The 13940-nt window shown below is 42.1% G+C and carries 13 protein-coding genes; 6 read left to right on the top strand and 7 right to left on the bottom strand.

Features of this window, described 5'->3' with window-relative positions; translation table 11 throughout:
* Positions 1-72 precede the first annotated feature (72 nt).
* Positions 73-600: a lactoylglutathione lyase gene (gene gloA, locus AABI99_RS01435; RefSeq protein WP_338362812.1), complete on the top strand. Its 528-nt coding sequence runs from the start codon at positions 73-75 to the stop codon at positions 598-600.
* Between the two features lie 64 nt (positions 601-664).
* Here the strand turns inward: gloA and htpX are convergent, their stop codons facing one another.
* The 6 genes from htpX to bioB all read right to left on the bottom strand — a co-directional run bounded on the left by htpX (position 665) and on the right by bioB (position 7264).
* Positions 665-1528 (bottom strand): protease HtpX, encoded by an 864-nt coding sequence (gene htpX, locus AABI99_RS01430; protein ID WP_338362810.1) that lies wholly within the window; start codon positions 1526-1528, stop codon positions 665-667.
* Between the two features lie 230 nt (positions 1529-1758).
* Positions 1759-3330, bottom strand: a complete 1572-nt coding sequence (locus tag AABI99_RS01425) for an FAD-dependent oxidoreductase (protein ID WP_338362809.1) — start codon at positions 3328-3330, stop codon at positions 1759-1761.
* 151 nt (positions 3331-3481) lie between these two features.
* The gene (gene bioD / locus AABI99_RS01420; protein WP_338362808.1) at positions 3482-4165 is read right to left on the bottom strand and encodes a dethiobiotin synthase; all 684 of its coding nucleotides are present in this window, start codon (positions 4163-4165) and stop codon (positions 3482-3484) included.
* A 29-nt stretch (positions 4166-4194) separates the two neighbouring features.
* The gene (locus tag AABI99_RS01415) at positions 4195-5058 is read right to left on the bottom strand and encodes a methyltransferase domain-containing protein (protein ID WP_338362807.1); all 864 of its coding nucleotides are present in this window, start codon (positions 5056-5058) and stop codon (positions 4195-4197) included.
* Positions 5055-6212: an 8-amino-7-oxononanoate synthase gene (locus AABI99_RS01410; protein WP_338362806.1), complete on the bottom strand. Its 1158-nt coding sequence runs from the start codon at positions 6210-6212 to the stop codon at positions 5055-5057. The genes AABI99_RS01415 and AABI99_RS01410 overlap by 4 nt, the downstream gene beginning before the upstream one ends.
* A gap of 11 nt (positions 6213-6223) precedes the next feature.
* A complete protein-coding gene (gene bioB, locus AABI99_RS01405) occupies positions 6224-7264 on the bottom strand; it encodes a biotin synthase BioB (protein WP_338362805.1) in 1041 nt (346 codons plus the stop codon).
* Between the two features lie 92 nt (positions 7265-7356).
* Between bioB and bioA the strand changes: the two genes are divergently transcribed.
* The 5 genes from bioA to AABI99_RS01380 all read left to right on the top strand — a co-directional run bounded on the left by bioA (position 7357) and on the right by AABI99_RS01380 (position 13202).
* Positions 7357-8658, top strand: coding sequence for an adenosylmethionine--8-amino-7-oxononanoate transaminase (gene bioA / locus AABI99_RS01400; protein ID WP_338362804.1), 1302 nt, complete (start codon positions 7357-7359; stop codon positions 8656-8658).
* A gap of 164 nt (positions 8659-8822) precedes the next feature.
* Entirely contained in the window at positions 8823-9635 is an 813-nt protein-coding gene (locus AABI99_RS01395) for a hypothetical protein (RefSeq protein ID WP_338362814.1), read from the top strand.
* Entirely contained in the window at positions 9636-10676 is a 1041-nt protein-coding gene (locus AABI99_RS01390) for an extracellular solute-binding protein (protein ID WP_338362803.1), read from the top strand.
* The gene (locus AABI99_RS01385; protein WP_338362802.1) at positions 10676-12175 is read left to right on the top strand and encodes an iron ABC transporter permease; all 1500 of its coding nucleotides are present in this window, start codon (positions 10676-10678) and stop codon (positions 12173-12175) included. The genes AABI99_RS01390 and AABI99_RS01385 overlap by 1 nt, the downstream gene beginning before the upstream one ends.
* Before the next feature lie 13 nt (positions 12176-12188).
* Complete coding sequence (locus AABI99_RS01380; RefSeq protein ID WP_338362801.1) at positions 12189-13202, top strand: ABC transporter ATP-binding protein; 1014 nt, start codon at positions 12189-12191, stop codon at positions 13200-13202.
* A 70-nt stretch (positions 13203-13272) separates the two neighbouring features.
* Here the strand turns inward: AABI99_RS01380 and AABI99_RS01375 are convergent, their stop codons facing one another.
* Positions 13273-13707 carry an ATP-binding protein gene (locus AABI99_RS01375; protein ID WP_055014843.1) on the bottom strand — a complete coding sequence of 145 codons (435 nt, stop codon included), beginning with the start codon at positions 13705-13707 and terminating at the stop codon, positions 13273-13275.
* Positions 13708-13940: the final 233 nt, after the last annotated feature.

The following is a 13940-nucleotide window of genomic DNA, read 5'->3' as shown; positions in this document are numbered from 1 at the left end:
GACGATGGTTGATTATGATAACTTAAGCATTATATCTCTATTTTCGCTTCTTAATTTATACAAAGGATTACCATGTCTAGCTATAACGAATCTCCAGAGCAAATTGAACAAGCCACTAAAGGCTATGTGATGCAGCAAACCATGTTGCGTATTAAAGATCCCAAACCGTCACTCGAATTTTATCAAAATGTATTAGGTATGAAGCTATTAGGTAAGTATGACTTTCCTGAAATGAAGTTTACGCTGTACTTTTTAGGCTACGAGCCAGAGCAGCCTCAAGGTGATGATAAAACCAAAGCGAAGTGGGTATTTGGTCGCCCTGCTTTAATTGAACTTACCCATAACTGGGGCACAGAAAACGACGATAGCTTTGAGGGCTACCACAGCGGTAACCAAGAACCTAAAGGCTTTGGCCATATTGGTATTAGCGTACCCGATGTATACGCTGCCAGTGAGCGTTTTGCAAAGTACGATGTAGAATTTGTTAAAAAGCCAGATGACGGCTCAATGAAAGGCTTAGCATTTATAAAAGACCCTGATGGCTACTGGATAGAAATACTCTCACCCGAGGGTATTACCGATATTATTTTTGGTGAGTAACTCGCTTAGCGCATACTAAAAAGCCAGCTTTTACGCTGGCTTTTGTGTTTTTAAATAATGATTATTATTTGCGCAGTGCATCTATTCGCGCATCAAGCGGTGGGTGAGATGAAAACAGCTCGGCCATCCCTTTACCACTTGCAATACCAAAGGCCATCATTGAGCCTTGTAATTGCGATGGGTGGTTTTGCTTTAATCGCTCAAGAGCTGAGCGCATTTTGTCTGCACCTACCAATTTAGCTGCGCCACTGTCGGCTGCAAATTCACGCTTACGGCTATAACTTGCAACGACTATGCTTGCAAGCACACCAAATACCACTTGGAATAACATGTCGAATAAAAAGTAAGACCAGCTGCTACCGCCCTCTTCTTCATCGCCATTTAAGAAGTTATCAACTATGCCCGCCAATACTTTTGCGGCAAATATAACAAAGGTATTTACCACACCTTGTATTAGTGTAAGCGTTACCATGTCGCCATTAGCCACGTGCGATACTTCGTGGGCAAGTACGGCTTCGGCTTGGTCTTGATTCATGTTATGTAATAAACCTGTGCTTACCGCCACCAGCGAGTTGTTTTTGCTTGGGCCAGTTGCAAAGGCGTTTATTTCTGGGCTGTCGTAAATTGCCACTTCTGGCAAGGTTATACCTGCTTTTTGCGCTTGTGCTGATACAGTTTGTACAAGCCAGTGCTCGGTTTCGTTGCGCGGTTGAGTAATTACCTGTGCGCCTGTTGATTTTTTAGCAATCCACTTAGACATAAATAACGAAATAAACGAGCCACCAAAGCCAAATACAGAGGCTATAAGTAATATTCCGCCAAGGCTACGATGGCTTAAACCCAGCGCGCTCATTATTATTGAAAGCACTACACCTAATACCAACATAACCGCTAGGTTAGTTAATAAAAACAAAAATATACGTTTCATATTGTCCTCACAAAAATAGGTTTGATCACCGAACATAAAATTCAATTAGGTTAAAGCAATCATTACGCTTTGACACACTATGTCAGAGCGTTGAGGCTATTCTGTGACAAACTATGTCATAACGCAAGGGTTATTTATGAGTTTATTAATAAATTTTTCAGTGGTGTTTAAAAAGGCAATAAAGCGTGGCGTAACAAGGTTTTTTAAATCTAGTTGCGCGCTTAAAACAACTAGTTGCAGGGTTTTCCGTTACTTTTAATACAATTATTTACCGTTGCCATATCAACAGGAAAACCACGTTCTTTAGCGAGTAATTGTGCCACCTTGGTTATATCTGCATGATTGTGCTTGGCAAGATAAGTCCACTGGTGATGAGTACGGTGATCATTAATGTGTTCATCATCGGCTAGTAAGCCTCGTTTTGTAAATTCGGCTACTATTTCGTCGGCAGCAATTAAAGTGGATGACGCTTTTACATTTTCGGCGCGTGCGTAGCTAATATTCGAATATAAACTTACATCTGCAACACGTAATGTGTCGTCTTCTCCTGGGATCTGTTGGCCACCAAACAAAGCATTATTTTGCGTGTTGGCATTTTTAAAGGCCGGTACAAACTCGGCTACATAATCAATCGCTTTTTGACTCCGGGCTTTGAGTACCTGTTGATCCCACCCCTCGTCTATATAATTTAGGTATTTAGCTGGCAATTGTGGCTGCGCACTGTGCTTGGTTGTATCGGCGAGGCCATCGTTAAACAAAGTAATTGAGTTGGTCATACCATGAATTTGATAAAACCCATTAGGATACGGGGTTAGCTGCGCCATGCCCTCGGGGGTGCCTCGGTTACCATAAATAATAATTTCGGGTATTTGCCCGCCTGCACCTTGCCAATGCGTAATGTAAGAGGCTTTAAATTCAACCATTCGCTTGGCCTCAACCCCAACCATGTCATCAACTATCCCTGTTTGAAAGCCACAGGCATTAATCAAGTAATCTACCTCAACTGTTTGCGAGGTATTACTTTGGTTGCTTTGATAGTCAATTTTCCAGCGAGGCGATAGGTTATTAGTGTCACTTTGCTCAACAGGTGTGACCCGCTTTACGGTTGTACCGGTAAGTACGTTAGCATGCTCATATTGAGCAAGGGCTAGTTGGGCGCTGGCCGATAGCCTAAATATATTCCATCCATACTCTTGTACCACAATAAGCGGGTATTTCACTTTATTTAAATCGAGATGCTTAGCTACGGGGATCATCCACTCATTAAGCGTTTTAGGCTCAGCAACCTGCTCTTTGTTACTCAGCGCTCTCATTTGCTCATAACTATATAGCTGGTAGTAACTGTCGGGCTCACCAAGTACTTGGTTGTTTGGGTCTTGCTCAACTAATTGAGCGTAAGCCTGAGTTAATTTATCCAGGCGTGGCAGTAAGTCGTCGGGTGAATCGCTATCGCGCGTTGGTACAGCAAATACCGTTGGGCGTACGTCTATGGTGTGTGGGTATAGCCGCACAATATCAATGCACTGCTTGAGTAAATCTATGCAGTCTTCATCCGGTATTTCGCGGTATAAATTACCACCGGCATGTAAATGGCACATAGGTGGGCCATCGATAAGCGACTTTTTTTGTTCAAAAATAGTGGTTTGAATGCCAAGCGCAGCCAAACGTATAGCTATTGTTGCCCCTGCTGTGCCGCCACCTAAAATGCCCACACGGGTTTTAGGCTGAGTACTTGGTTTTACCTTAGGTTCACCTGTTACCTGTGTGTTTTGAGCATAGCGTTTAATATATGGGTGCGTCATGTAGCGGGTTATTTCCTTAGTAACAAAAGCTGTAACCTTTAATATGTGTACTAAAGTAGGTAAATTCAAGGCGTAAATACAATTAATAAGCTCATGTATTTAATATAAAAACTGCTTTGTATATTTGTAATTAAATACAAAGCAGCATCTCTTAGCTGTTTATTGCTAAGGTATTAAGTAAGGTTTTGTATATTTGCAGTTTAGGGGTTTGCTCGCTGTAAGGGCTAATCGCTAAAATAGGAAATGGCAAGCGTGCTTTTAATGAATCAAGGTTAGCTTGGTATTCATCCATATTTGGGTCTACTTGGTTGGCAATCCAGCCTACACAGTTTATGCCTAAACTTTGCATATGGGCAGCGGTAAGTAAAGCATGGTTTAAGCAGCCTAGTTTCATGCCTACCACTAAAATAACTGGCAGTTTCTCGGCTTTAACCCAATCGTATAAATAATCGGTGTTATTTATTGGCAGTGCCCAGCCACCCGCGCCTTCGGTTAAGTGGTAATCGGCACCTTGTTGTTTAAGTGTTGTGTATGCTGCACTTAGTTTATCTAGGGTAATAGTTTGGTTTACTTGCTCTGCAGCTATGTGCGGCGCAATGGGCGGGGCAAATGCAAACGGGTTTATTACATCGTACTTAGCACTGACTGTAGCGCTTTCCATAAGCATAAGTGCATCAGCATTTACTAGCTGATCAAACGCCATTTCGCACCCTGCTGAGAGTGGCTTAAACCCAATAGCCTTTTTTTTATGCTGTGCGAGCAGCTTTAATAGTAAGCTAGTAACGTGGGTTTTTCCGGCGTCGGTGTCAGTGCCGGTAATAAAAAATTCGTTCATTTTACTGCCTTGATCTATTTTAATTTAAGCTATTTAAGTCTTTTTTGTAATGATAACAATACCACATGATAAGAGACACACGCGTGATTGTTTACTAGCGGATACGCATTACATACCTGTTGCAGTGACGATTTGGTTAATAAGCCTTGGCGTGCAGTGGCATGGTTTTGTGTTGTAGCGCCAATTGCTTTAATAGATTTGATAGCTTTTAAAGGGCTCGAATAGCTATCGGTATAAACCACTTTTTGCGAGCTCTTAATTACAAATCCTGCATTTTGAACCGATTGGTTTATATAAGCGTGCGTATTAAAAGTATTAATGTGGCTGCGGTTATCAAGCGCTGCAAACGCAGTTTGTATTTCGTTAAGTGAGCCGTGTGCCACAGTGCTTATATAAGCCTGCCCGCCTGGCTTTAAGCTTTTATAAAGCGCCTGCATTAATTTTTCAAAATTGGCCGACCATTGCACTGCAAAGTTACTAAATACAACGTCAATACTGTTGGCTTGAAGCGGCAAGTTATCCATATCGGCGCAAATTTTCGCAGTGGTTAATAGCGAACTTTTAAGCATGTTTAAGCTTAAATCTATGGCGATTACTTGGCCATATTGTTTGCTTAGCTGTGAAGTATTAACCAGTGGGCCAGCTCCTAAATCAACACATAATTTATTTTGGTTGTGTGGCTGGGTCTTTATTAATTTAAATAAATCGCTGGCTGCCTGTTTTTGTACATTTGCATGGCTGTTGTATTGCTCAGCGGCTTTAGAAAACTTATTACTTGCCCCCTTTTTAAGGGCTGAATTAGGGCGAACTTGCTCAGCATTTATAGCAGAAAGCGCCGGCTTTTTATTTACAGTTTGCGCTCTGTGGTTATCAGTTAAGGCCTGCGCAATCATGCTATTGCGCCTTTTAAGTGCTCAACAAGTGTGGTTATATCTGCACGGGTATGCGCTGCAGTTAAAGTAACACGTAACCGCGCGGTATTATGCGCAACAGTAGGTGGGCGAATAGCAGTTAACCAAATACCCTGCTGTTTAAGCTTTTGCGCTGCGTGCAAGGTTTGCTCGGCGCAGCCAAGTACAATGGGCTGAATAGCAGTGTCTGACTCCATTACAGCGATAGCGTGGTGTTTACAAAGCTGCTTAAAAAAAGCAATGTTACTACTAAGCTGCTCGCGTTTATTATCTGCGCGCTTTATGGCTTGCAAGCGCGTAAGCGTAAGTGCTGCCATAAGTGGCGACATAGCCGTTGAATAGGTGTAGTCGCGATTAAACTGCAGCATGTAATTAATTAATTGGTTATTTGAAAGTACACAGGCCCCGCTACTTGCGACTGCTTTTCCAAAGGTAATAATGAGTATATCGGGAAGTGCCAAGCCTTCATTTAACAAAACCTCGCAGCTACCTAAACCGGTTTTACCTAATGCGCCAAAACCATGTGCATCGTCAATCATAAGCCAAGCATTGTGCTCTTTAGCTAAAGCAAGCAACTCTTTTATAGGGGCGGTGTCGCCATCCATCGAAAACACCCCTTCGCTAATAATCAGCTTATTGTGTGCTTTTGATTTTTCGAGCCGCGAACGTAAGTGCTTTAAATCGTTATGATTAAAGCGCACTAGTGCGGCATTTGAGTGCATTGCACCATCAATTAAACTGGCGTGGTTTAGCTTATCTTGAAAAATTGCACTGTTTTGTGCAGCACTTTTATCACTAAACAGCGCTTTAATTACACTGCTATTTGCACTAAACCCCGAGTTAAACACCATGCCAGCTTCGTAGCCAAGCGCGCTACATAGGTATTGCTCTAACTCATGTTGCTGCGCCTGATAACCAGTAACTAAGGGAGAGCTGTGGCTACCAAGTAGGTTGTTTTGCTCAAACTTTATACTGCAATCACCAAAGCCTAGGTAATCATTACTGGCAAAATTAAGGTAAGTTTCGTTATTTACTGTAATGGTACGTGCTGTAGCGCGTTGCACCACATGGCGTTTGCGTAATAATGCATTTTGCTGGCGCGCTTGAATATGCGTATTTATAAATTCAAATGGCATAAAGGGTAAACTTAAGCTTCGTAAAACAATTCTGACGTTGCTTTGTCGGCCACTTGCGATGAAAGCGAGGCAGCAACGGCTTCGTCTGAGTAATCTTGGTGTTGTTCTGGGTTCATGCCTAATTTTTTAATGAGTTGCATGTCGGCATCAGCCTCTGGATTTTCGGTTGTAAGTAATTTATCACCATAAAATATTGAGTTAGCCCCTGCAAAAAAACACATAGATTGCATTTGCTCGTTCATGGCACTGCGCCCGGCCGATAAACGCACGTAACTATGTGGCATCATTATGCGTGCAGTTGCAATGGTACGAATAAATTCAAAGTGATCTAAATCGTCTACATTTTCAAGGGGGGTGCCTTTTACTTTTACCAGCATATTAATGGGTACGCTTTCGGGTTGTTGTGGCAAATTTGCCAGCTGCATTAGCAAACCATAACGGTCTGCTGGTTGCTCGCCCATGCCTACAATACCGCCAGAGCACACTTTCATGCCCGCATCACGCACGTGATCTAGGGTGTTTAATCTGTCTTCAAAGGTACGCGTAGATATAATTTGCTCGTAATATTCCGGCGACGTGTCTAGGTTGTGGTTGTAATAATCAAGCCCGGCATTACTTAGTTCATGAGCTTTTTCGTTAGTGAGTTTACCAAGGGTCATACAGGTTTCAAGGCCCAGCTCTTTTACTTCTTTTACCATTTTAGAAATATAAGGCATGTCTCTGTCTTTTGGATCTGACCACGCAGCTCCCATACAAAAACGAGTCGCGCCTTTTTGTTTTGCAAGGCGTGCTTGCTCTACGACTTTTTCAACTTCGAGCAAACGCTCACGTTCTAAGTCGGTTTTATAATGCCCCGATTGCGGGCAATATTTACAATCCTCTGGGCAAGCCCCTGTTTTAATTGATAGTAAAGTAGATATTTGTACTTCGTTAGGATTAAAATTAGCACGATGAACCGACGCTGCCTTAAACAGTAAATCGTTAAATGGCATTTCAAATAATGCTTTTACTTCTGCGTGGCTCCAATCGTGACGAACAGGTGCATGTTCCATAGTCTTCTCTTATTTTTCTCAGTGGTGATGTTGGCTAAGTCTACGTCTTGAAGTACCATTGTCAACGAAACCCACCTTAGCAAAGTTTACATATGAGCAATAAATATACGATCGACCTTAATTTTGATCGCGACCACATCTGGCATCCTTACACATCGATGACACAACCTATTCCGGTTTACCCTGTTACCCACGCTAACCATAATTTAATTCACCTAGAGACGGGCGAGCAACTCATTGATGGCATGGCTTCTTGGTGGAGCGCCATTCATGGTTATAACCACCCCGTTTTAAATAATGCCATGATTGAGCAAATTAATAACATGAGCCATGTTATGTTTGGCGGGATAACTCATAAAAGTGCAATTGAGTTGTGTAAAAAGTTAGTTGCTATAACACCTAAAAGTTTAACTAAAGTTTTTTTAGCCGATAGCGGCTCAGTAAGTGTCGAAGTGGCCATAAAAATGGCATTGCAGTATTGGTTAAGCCAAGGGATTAACACTAAGCAAAAGTTAATGACCCCCTACAAGGGTTACCACGGTGATACCTTTGCCGCTATGAGTGTGTGCGATCCGGTTAATTCTATGCACAGTTTATATAAGGGGTTTTTACCCGAGCATGTATTTGTACCCGCCCCTGTAAGTAAATTTGGTAGTGAATTTAATCAAGCAGAGGCCCAAACACTTGAGCACTACTTTAAAACACACCACCATGAGGTAGCCGCTTTTATTATTGAGCCTATAGTTCAAAATGCTGGTGGTATGAACTTTTATCACCCCGAATACCTTGCCTGCGTTCGCAAACTTTGCAGCCAATATAATGTACTTTTAATCTGCGATGAAATTGCCACAGGCTTTGGCCGCACAGGTAAGTTATTTGCCGTAGAGCATGCAGGCATTGAGCCCGACATTTTATGTATAGGTAAGGCACTTACTGGTGGCTCTATGACGCTTTCAGCCACACTTACCAGTGACAACATAGCCACGGGCATTAGTGAAGGCGAAGCTGGTGTTTTGATGCACGGGCCTACATTTATGGGCAACCCGCTAGCCTGTGCAGTCGCTTGCGCCAGTATAGATTTACTATTACAGCAAGATTGGGAAAAACGAATTAGCGACCTAAATACTCAACTACAACAACTTAATAAATGCACTGAACTTGAAGCGGTAGCTGATGTTCGTACTTTAGGCGCCATTGGTGTAGTAGAGCTTACAGAGGAGGCTGGCAGCGTTGATGTTGCTAAAATACAACACTTTTTTGTAGAGCAAGGTGTATGGATACGCCCGTTTGGTAAACTTATTTACCTGATGCCACCGTATATAAGTGACGCAAAAAGCATTAAAACCTTGTGCAATGCAATTTATGATGCAATTGAAGGTAAACATTACCGCTAAAATACATTTCTATACAAAATTCGCATACTTACTATTTACTTGTTATTACCTAATTTATAACAAGTTTTATGCTTTATTTAGGTGGATTTGATATATTGATTTTAGTAAACATTACGGATATGATAATGTCTATCATTTACAATTACCCTTCGGACTCTCTACTTATGAAACACCTTTCTAAATCTGTAAAAACATTAGGTGCAAGCTTATTACTTGCTTCTGCTTTTGTAACACAACCGGCACTGGCAAATGGCCCAATTGGTGAGCATGTAAACCACTTACAAGAAAACCTTAAAGACTATTCAGAAGAAGTTGAATGGATGGTTGGCAAAGTAGACACTATGGTAAGCAACTACAGCAAAAGCGGCGCTAAAGCAGTTAAGAGTGATGACTTAATTGAATACTGGGAGTCAGTAAAGTTTCATAGTGCGATTGAAACTAATTACGTGCCTGTTTATGCCTCTATTTGGCAAGGTATTTATGGCGTAAAAATGGCCATTGATAATAACAAACCTGCCCAAGAAGTGCGCAAACAGCAAAAAGCAATGAACATAGCCTTGTGGCAAGGTCTTGGTGCTGTTAAGCTTGCGGCAAAATTCCAGCAAAAAGGCTTACTTGATACCGTTAAAGCCACAGCAACAGAAGGCATGACTCAAAGTGCCACGATTGACGAAATCAAGCACAAACTTGACCGTGTTGTTGCTAAATTTGCAGAGCGCTTAAACGATGAAGGCACTGAAATTGTTCATGACACTTACCTGCACCTTTTCGAAGGCGTTGAAGGTACACTTATTGAACAAGATGCAAAATTAGTAGAAGTACTGGAAAAAGATTTTAACGTAACACTACCGCAAACAATCAAAAGCGCTAAAAGCGTAGATGAAGTACGTGATGTGGTAAGTGATATGCACACTAAATTAGACCGCGCTAAAACGCTAATTAAAAAAGCAGAAGAGTCGCGTAAGGATGTTTTTTAAGTGAAGCGTAGGACCTTTATACAAGGCCTAGCTGCGTTAGGGGTTGTTGGCACATTGCCAGTGCCCCTTTCTCGCGCGCTAGCTGCCGATATAGCAAACCCAGTGTCTGTTGATAATTTACCAAAGCTTAAAGGTGATTTAACCTTATACTTAGGCCGTGGTGAAGGTGGTTTGTACGAAAATGTATTACAAGCGATTCAAAAGAAAAACCCTGATTTTAATTTAGCGATTCGCCGCGGTCCTACAGCTGCGCTTGCAAATACCATTGTTGCAGAAGCAAAAGCAGGTGTTAGACGCGCCGATTTATTTTGGGCGGTAGACTCAGGTGCTATTGGCCTGGTTACCGATGCTGGTCTGGCGAAACCTCTACCTAACGATTTATCCGCACAGTTACAACCGCAGTTTAGGTACGAGCAATGGGCACCTGTCACTGGCCGTATCCGTACACTACCGTATAACACGTCGCGTTTAACTAAAGATCAAATCCCAACCAGCATTATGGAGATTGCCGATAGCGATTTATCCATTGGTTGGGCACCTGCTTATGCATCGTTTCAATCGTTTGTAACAGCTATGCGAATTTTAGAAGGCGATGACAAAACCGCTAAGTGGCTTAAAAAAGTTAAAAAACGTGCTAAAACATACGCCGGTGAACTCGGTGTGGTTATGGCAGTAGAACGCGGTGAAGTAGATATTGGTTTTGCTAATCATTACTACACGTTACGTCTTAAATCAGGTAAACCTGACGCTAAATTAGACCTTGCTTTTACCGAGCAAGATGCAGGCTGTTTAGTTAATGCCTCTGGTATACTTACACTTAATGATGACCCGCTCGCAACTAACTTTATGCGTTACTTATTAAGTGAAGAAGTACAAGGTTATTTAGCCCGCGAAGCTTACGAAATACCGCTTGTTAATGGCATTAAGCAACCGCAAGGTTTACCGTCACTCAGCGACATTTCTCCACCAAAAGTTGATTTAACGCAACTTGCGGATTTACGCCCAACCATAGATTTAATGCGCAACAACGGCGTTTTATAATGCGACTACCTGCTTCTTACCCAATGGCGCTGCTTGCAGCGCTCATTACGCTTACCCCTGTTTATATTTTAATTACCCTTGCTAGCGACACCAGTACCTTTTTTGATAGTCATAATTTAACGATTTTAGGCAATACATTATCGTTAATGGGTTTAACTGTATTAGGCTCAATTCTTATCGGGGTGCCCCTAGCCTTTATAAGCGCTTATGTGCATTTGCCATTCAAAAAAATATGGCTGGTGATTTTTGCCGCACCTTTGGCCATACCAAGTTATATTGGCGCGTTTACCTTATATGCCGCATTTGGCCCCGGTGGTGAAATAAATAACCTGCTCGGCTTTAAAACCCCACCTATGTACGGTTTAAGTGGCGCTGCTATTGTGATGACTTTGTATACCTTTCCTTTTGTGATGATGACGACGCGCTCATCCCTGCTGAGTTTAGATGCCAGTATGGTTAATGCAGCACGTACTTTAGGTATGTCGATGACACAAAGTATATTTAAAGTGATTTTACCTCGTGTAATAAACGGTATAGCAGCAGGTTCATTATTAGTAGCACTGTATACACTTTCTGATTTTGGCACGCCCGCCATGATGCGCCTAGACACCTTTACCCGGGTAATTTACGTTGAATACAACGCGTTTGAATTAGGTCGTGCGGCTATGCTCTCCTTACAATTAATGGTCATTGTTGGCTTTTTATTGTTAATGGAATCACAAATTAAAACAGCGAGTGAGCGCCACGGACGCCCACTGGTATTATTTCCAACTAAATGGCAAATAACAGCTATGATTGCTACCTTTGGCCCAATTTTATTACTTGCTATTGGTTTACCGCTGGCGATATTTTTTGTTTGGCTTGCCCGCGATGGCTACAGTAATTTTGACTTTAACATAGCGTGGAACTCTGCCTATGCCTCAGCTATTGCGGCCATAGTTGCAGTTATTGTGGCTATTCCTGTGGCGCATGCCGCATTAAGTGGAAAAGCCGGTAGAATAATGGAACGCGTGACTTACTTTGGCTTTGGTATTCCTGGCATTGTAATGGGCACAGCGTTAGTTTATGGTGGCTTACAGCTCCCGTTTTTATATCAGACGTTAGCGCTTCTGATTATTGCTTATATGCTTCGATTTTTACCCCTTGCCGTAGGCTCTATTCGTACCAGCACAGAGCATTTAGATCAAAGCTTAATAAAGTCGGCACGCGTATTAGGCGCAAGCCCGCGTGAAGCCTTTACTCGCATTACCCTGCCGCTCACAATGCGTGGTATTATTGCCGGTGCTGCATTGGTATTTTTAGAATCAATGCGCGAGCTTGAAGCTACACTATTACTTGGCCCAACGGGGTTTGAAACGCTTTCAACCTATTTATGGCGCGTATACGAAGCCGGTTATTTTGGCCGTGCGGCCATTCCGGGCTTATTGTTAGTGGTGATTTCTGCCTGTGGCTTAGCTATTATGATGTCTGGCGAAAAACGTAACCAACTCGAACATTGAGGATTTAAAACAAATGCTATCTGTAAGCCAGTTGTCTATAGATTATGGCAGTAACCGCGTAGTTAGCGATTTAAATATATCGTTAGGTGACAATGAAATTCTCATGCTTGTTGGCCCTACAGGCTGTGGAAAAAGCACAATTTTACAAGCGCTTGCTGGGCTTATTCCCATTAGTGAAGGCGAGATAAACGTAGGCAAGTGGCGTGCAACGCCAAAACGTAATGTGCCCCCAGAAAAGCGCAGTGTGGGTATGGTATTTCAAGACTTTGCATTGTTCCCTCACTTAACGGTTGAGCAAAACATATGTTTTAGATTAAAAGATACCGCCATAGCTGATCATTGGATTAAACTGCTTGGTCTAAATGAGTTTAGAGCAAAAAAACCTGCCACCCTATCAGGTGGACAAAAGCAACGTGTAGCCCTTGCCCGCACCCTTGCCCACCAGCCTGATTTTGTGCTGTTAGATGAACCACTTTCTAACCTTGATGCCGCATTAAAAGATATGCTGCGCTGGGATATTAGAAACGCCCTAAAAGAAGCCGGTGTGCCTGCCGTATGGGTAACACACGACCAAGAGGAAGCACTTTCGGTGGGTGATCGTATCGGTGTATTGCAAAACGGGAAAATACAACAGCTTGATAGCCCTGAACATTGCTTTAGCATGCCAAACAACCGTTTTGTAGCGCGTTTTTTAGGTGAAGCAAGCTTTATAGCTGGGCAGTTTAGTAACGGCCAAGCCTCAACCAGTATTGGTGTAGCACCTGGGCAAGGTATAGACTGCGACAGTGGCGAGGTTGATGTGTTGCTTCGCCCTGATGATGTGCAGCTTATTCAAAACTTAGATCAACCTAACGGTGAAGTTGTTTGGGTACGCTTTGAAGGAGGCAGCCGCCTGTGCGCCGTAAAATTAAACTGCGACACACTCGTAACTAGCCGTGTAAGCCATGAAGTGGTGGTCAACCCAGGCGACAGCGTTCATGTATCTATTGTGACGACTCACCCGTTGGCTGTGTATAAAAAGCAATAATATAAAGCTCAGTGGTGATTAAGAGCAGTAAATTTACTGCTCTTTAAATATTTTTATAAGTACCTACAAGCTACCACTCAAACATGTACGCCATTTTACTAATGGTTTTTAAAGGCACGTTGTGCGTGTTACGCTTAGCGTATAAATGCTGCATTGATTTGTCTTTTACCTCACCTACAATAACTTCTTTTACTTGATAGCCAAGTGCATGCGCTGCTTGAGAGTACGCAATAAACTCCCACTTTTTAATATTGGTGTTATCAACAATTACAAGCGGTATATTTTGCGCTAAAGCATTTATAAAGCGCGCTAAATTTAAATTATGATATTGCGGTAGTTTGAACTTATCAAAGTGATACTCGCCTTGTTCATTAACAAAGTAGTCATCAGTTGAGCAAATTAAATACTGGCTTGAGTCTACTCCACCTAGCTCATCGGCTAGGGTTTGTGCATAGTAAGACTTACCACTGCCTGGTAGCCCTCTTAAAATAAAAACTTGTTTCATAGCATCCATTTTTTAGCTAATGGTAAACGTTTGTACGAATACTTTAATAATGCCATAAAATCGCTAAATTTCAGAGCACCAAATGATAATAGTGGTAATTTAAAGCAAAAAACGCTTTAAAAGTAACCCACGCGCATAAAAACTTTTAAAGAGTTGCTCACAATAGTTTTTTTATTTTATTTAACTAGGTAAGATACACGGTTCAAGTTCAACGCGCTAAATTTAATCATAGC

It is taken from the genome of uncultured Pseudoalteromonas sp. (assembly GCF_963922945.1).
Taxonomy (GTDB): domain Bacteria; phylum Pseudomonadota; class Gammaproteobacteria; order Enterobacterales; family Alteromonadaceae; genus Pseudoalteromonas.
The sequence above is the reverse complement of the archived record's forward strand: the minus strand, read 5'-3'. Positions and strand labels throughout refer to the sequence as shown.

Bases quoted from the DNA above. Each gene is read 5' to 3' on its own strand.
- bioB (WP_338362805.1), bottom strand. From the start codon at position 7,264: ATGGAACATGCACCTGTTCGTCACGATTGGAGCCACGCAGAAGTAAAA.
- gloA (WP_338362812.1), top strand. From the start codon at position 73: ATGTCTAGCTATAACGAATCTCCAGAGCAAATTGAACAAGCCACTAAA.
- AABI99_RS01410 (WP_338362806.1), bottom strand. From the start codon at position 6,212: ATGCCATTTGAATTTATAAATACGCATATTCAAGCGCGCCAGCAAAAT.
- AABI99_RS01415 (WP_338362807.1), bottom strand. From the start codon at position 5,058: ATGATTGCGCAGGCCTTAACTGATAACCACAGAGCGCAAACTGTAAAT.
- bioD (WP_338362808.1), bottom strand. From the start codon at position 4,165: ATGAACGAATTTTTTATTACCGGCACTGACACCGACGCCGGAAAAACC.
- AABI99_RS01395 (WP_338362814.1), top strand. From the start codon at position 8,823: ATGAAACACCTTTCTAAATCTGTAAAAACATTAGGTGCAAGCTTATTA.
- AABI99_RS01380 (WP_338362801.1), top strand. From the start codon at position 12,189: ATGCTATCTGTAAGCCAGTTGTCTATAGATTATGGCAGTAACCGCGTA.
- AABI99_RS01375 (WP_055014843.1), bottom strand. From the start codon at position 13,707: ATGAAACAAGTTTTTATTTTAAGAGGGCTACCAGGCAGTGGTAAGTCT.
- AABI99_RS01385 (WP_338362802.1), top strand. From the start codon at position 10,676: ATGCGACTACCTGCTTCTTACCCAATGGCGCTGCTTGCAGCGCTCATT.
- AABI99_RS01425 (WP_338362809.1), bottom strand. From the start codon at position 3,330: ATGACGCACCCATATATTAAACGCTATGCTCAAAACACACAGGTAACA.
- htpX (WP_338362810.1), bottom strand. From the start codon at position 1,528: ATGAAACGTATATTTTTGTTTTTATTAACTAACCTAGCGGTTATGTTG.
- bioA (WP_338362804.1), top strand. From the start codon at position 7,357: ATGAGCAATAAATATACGATCGACCTTAATTTTGATCGCGACCACATC.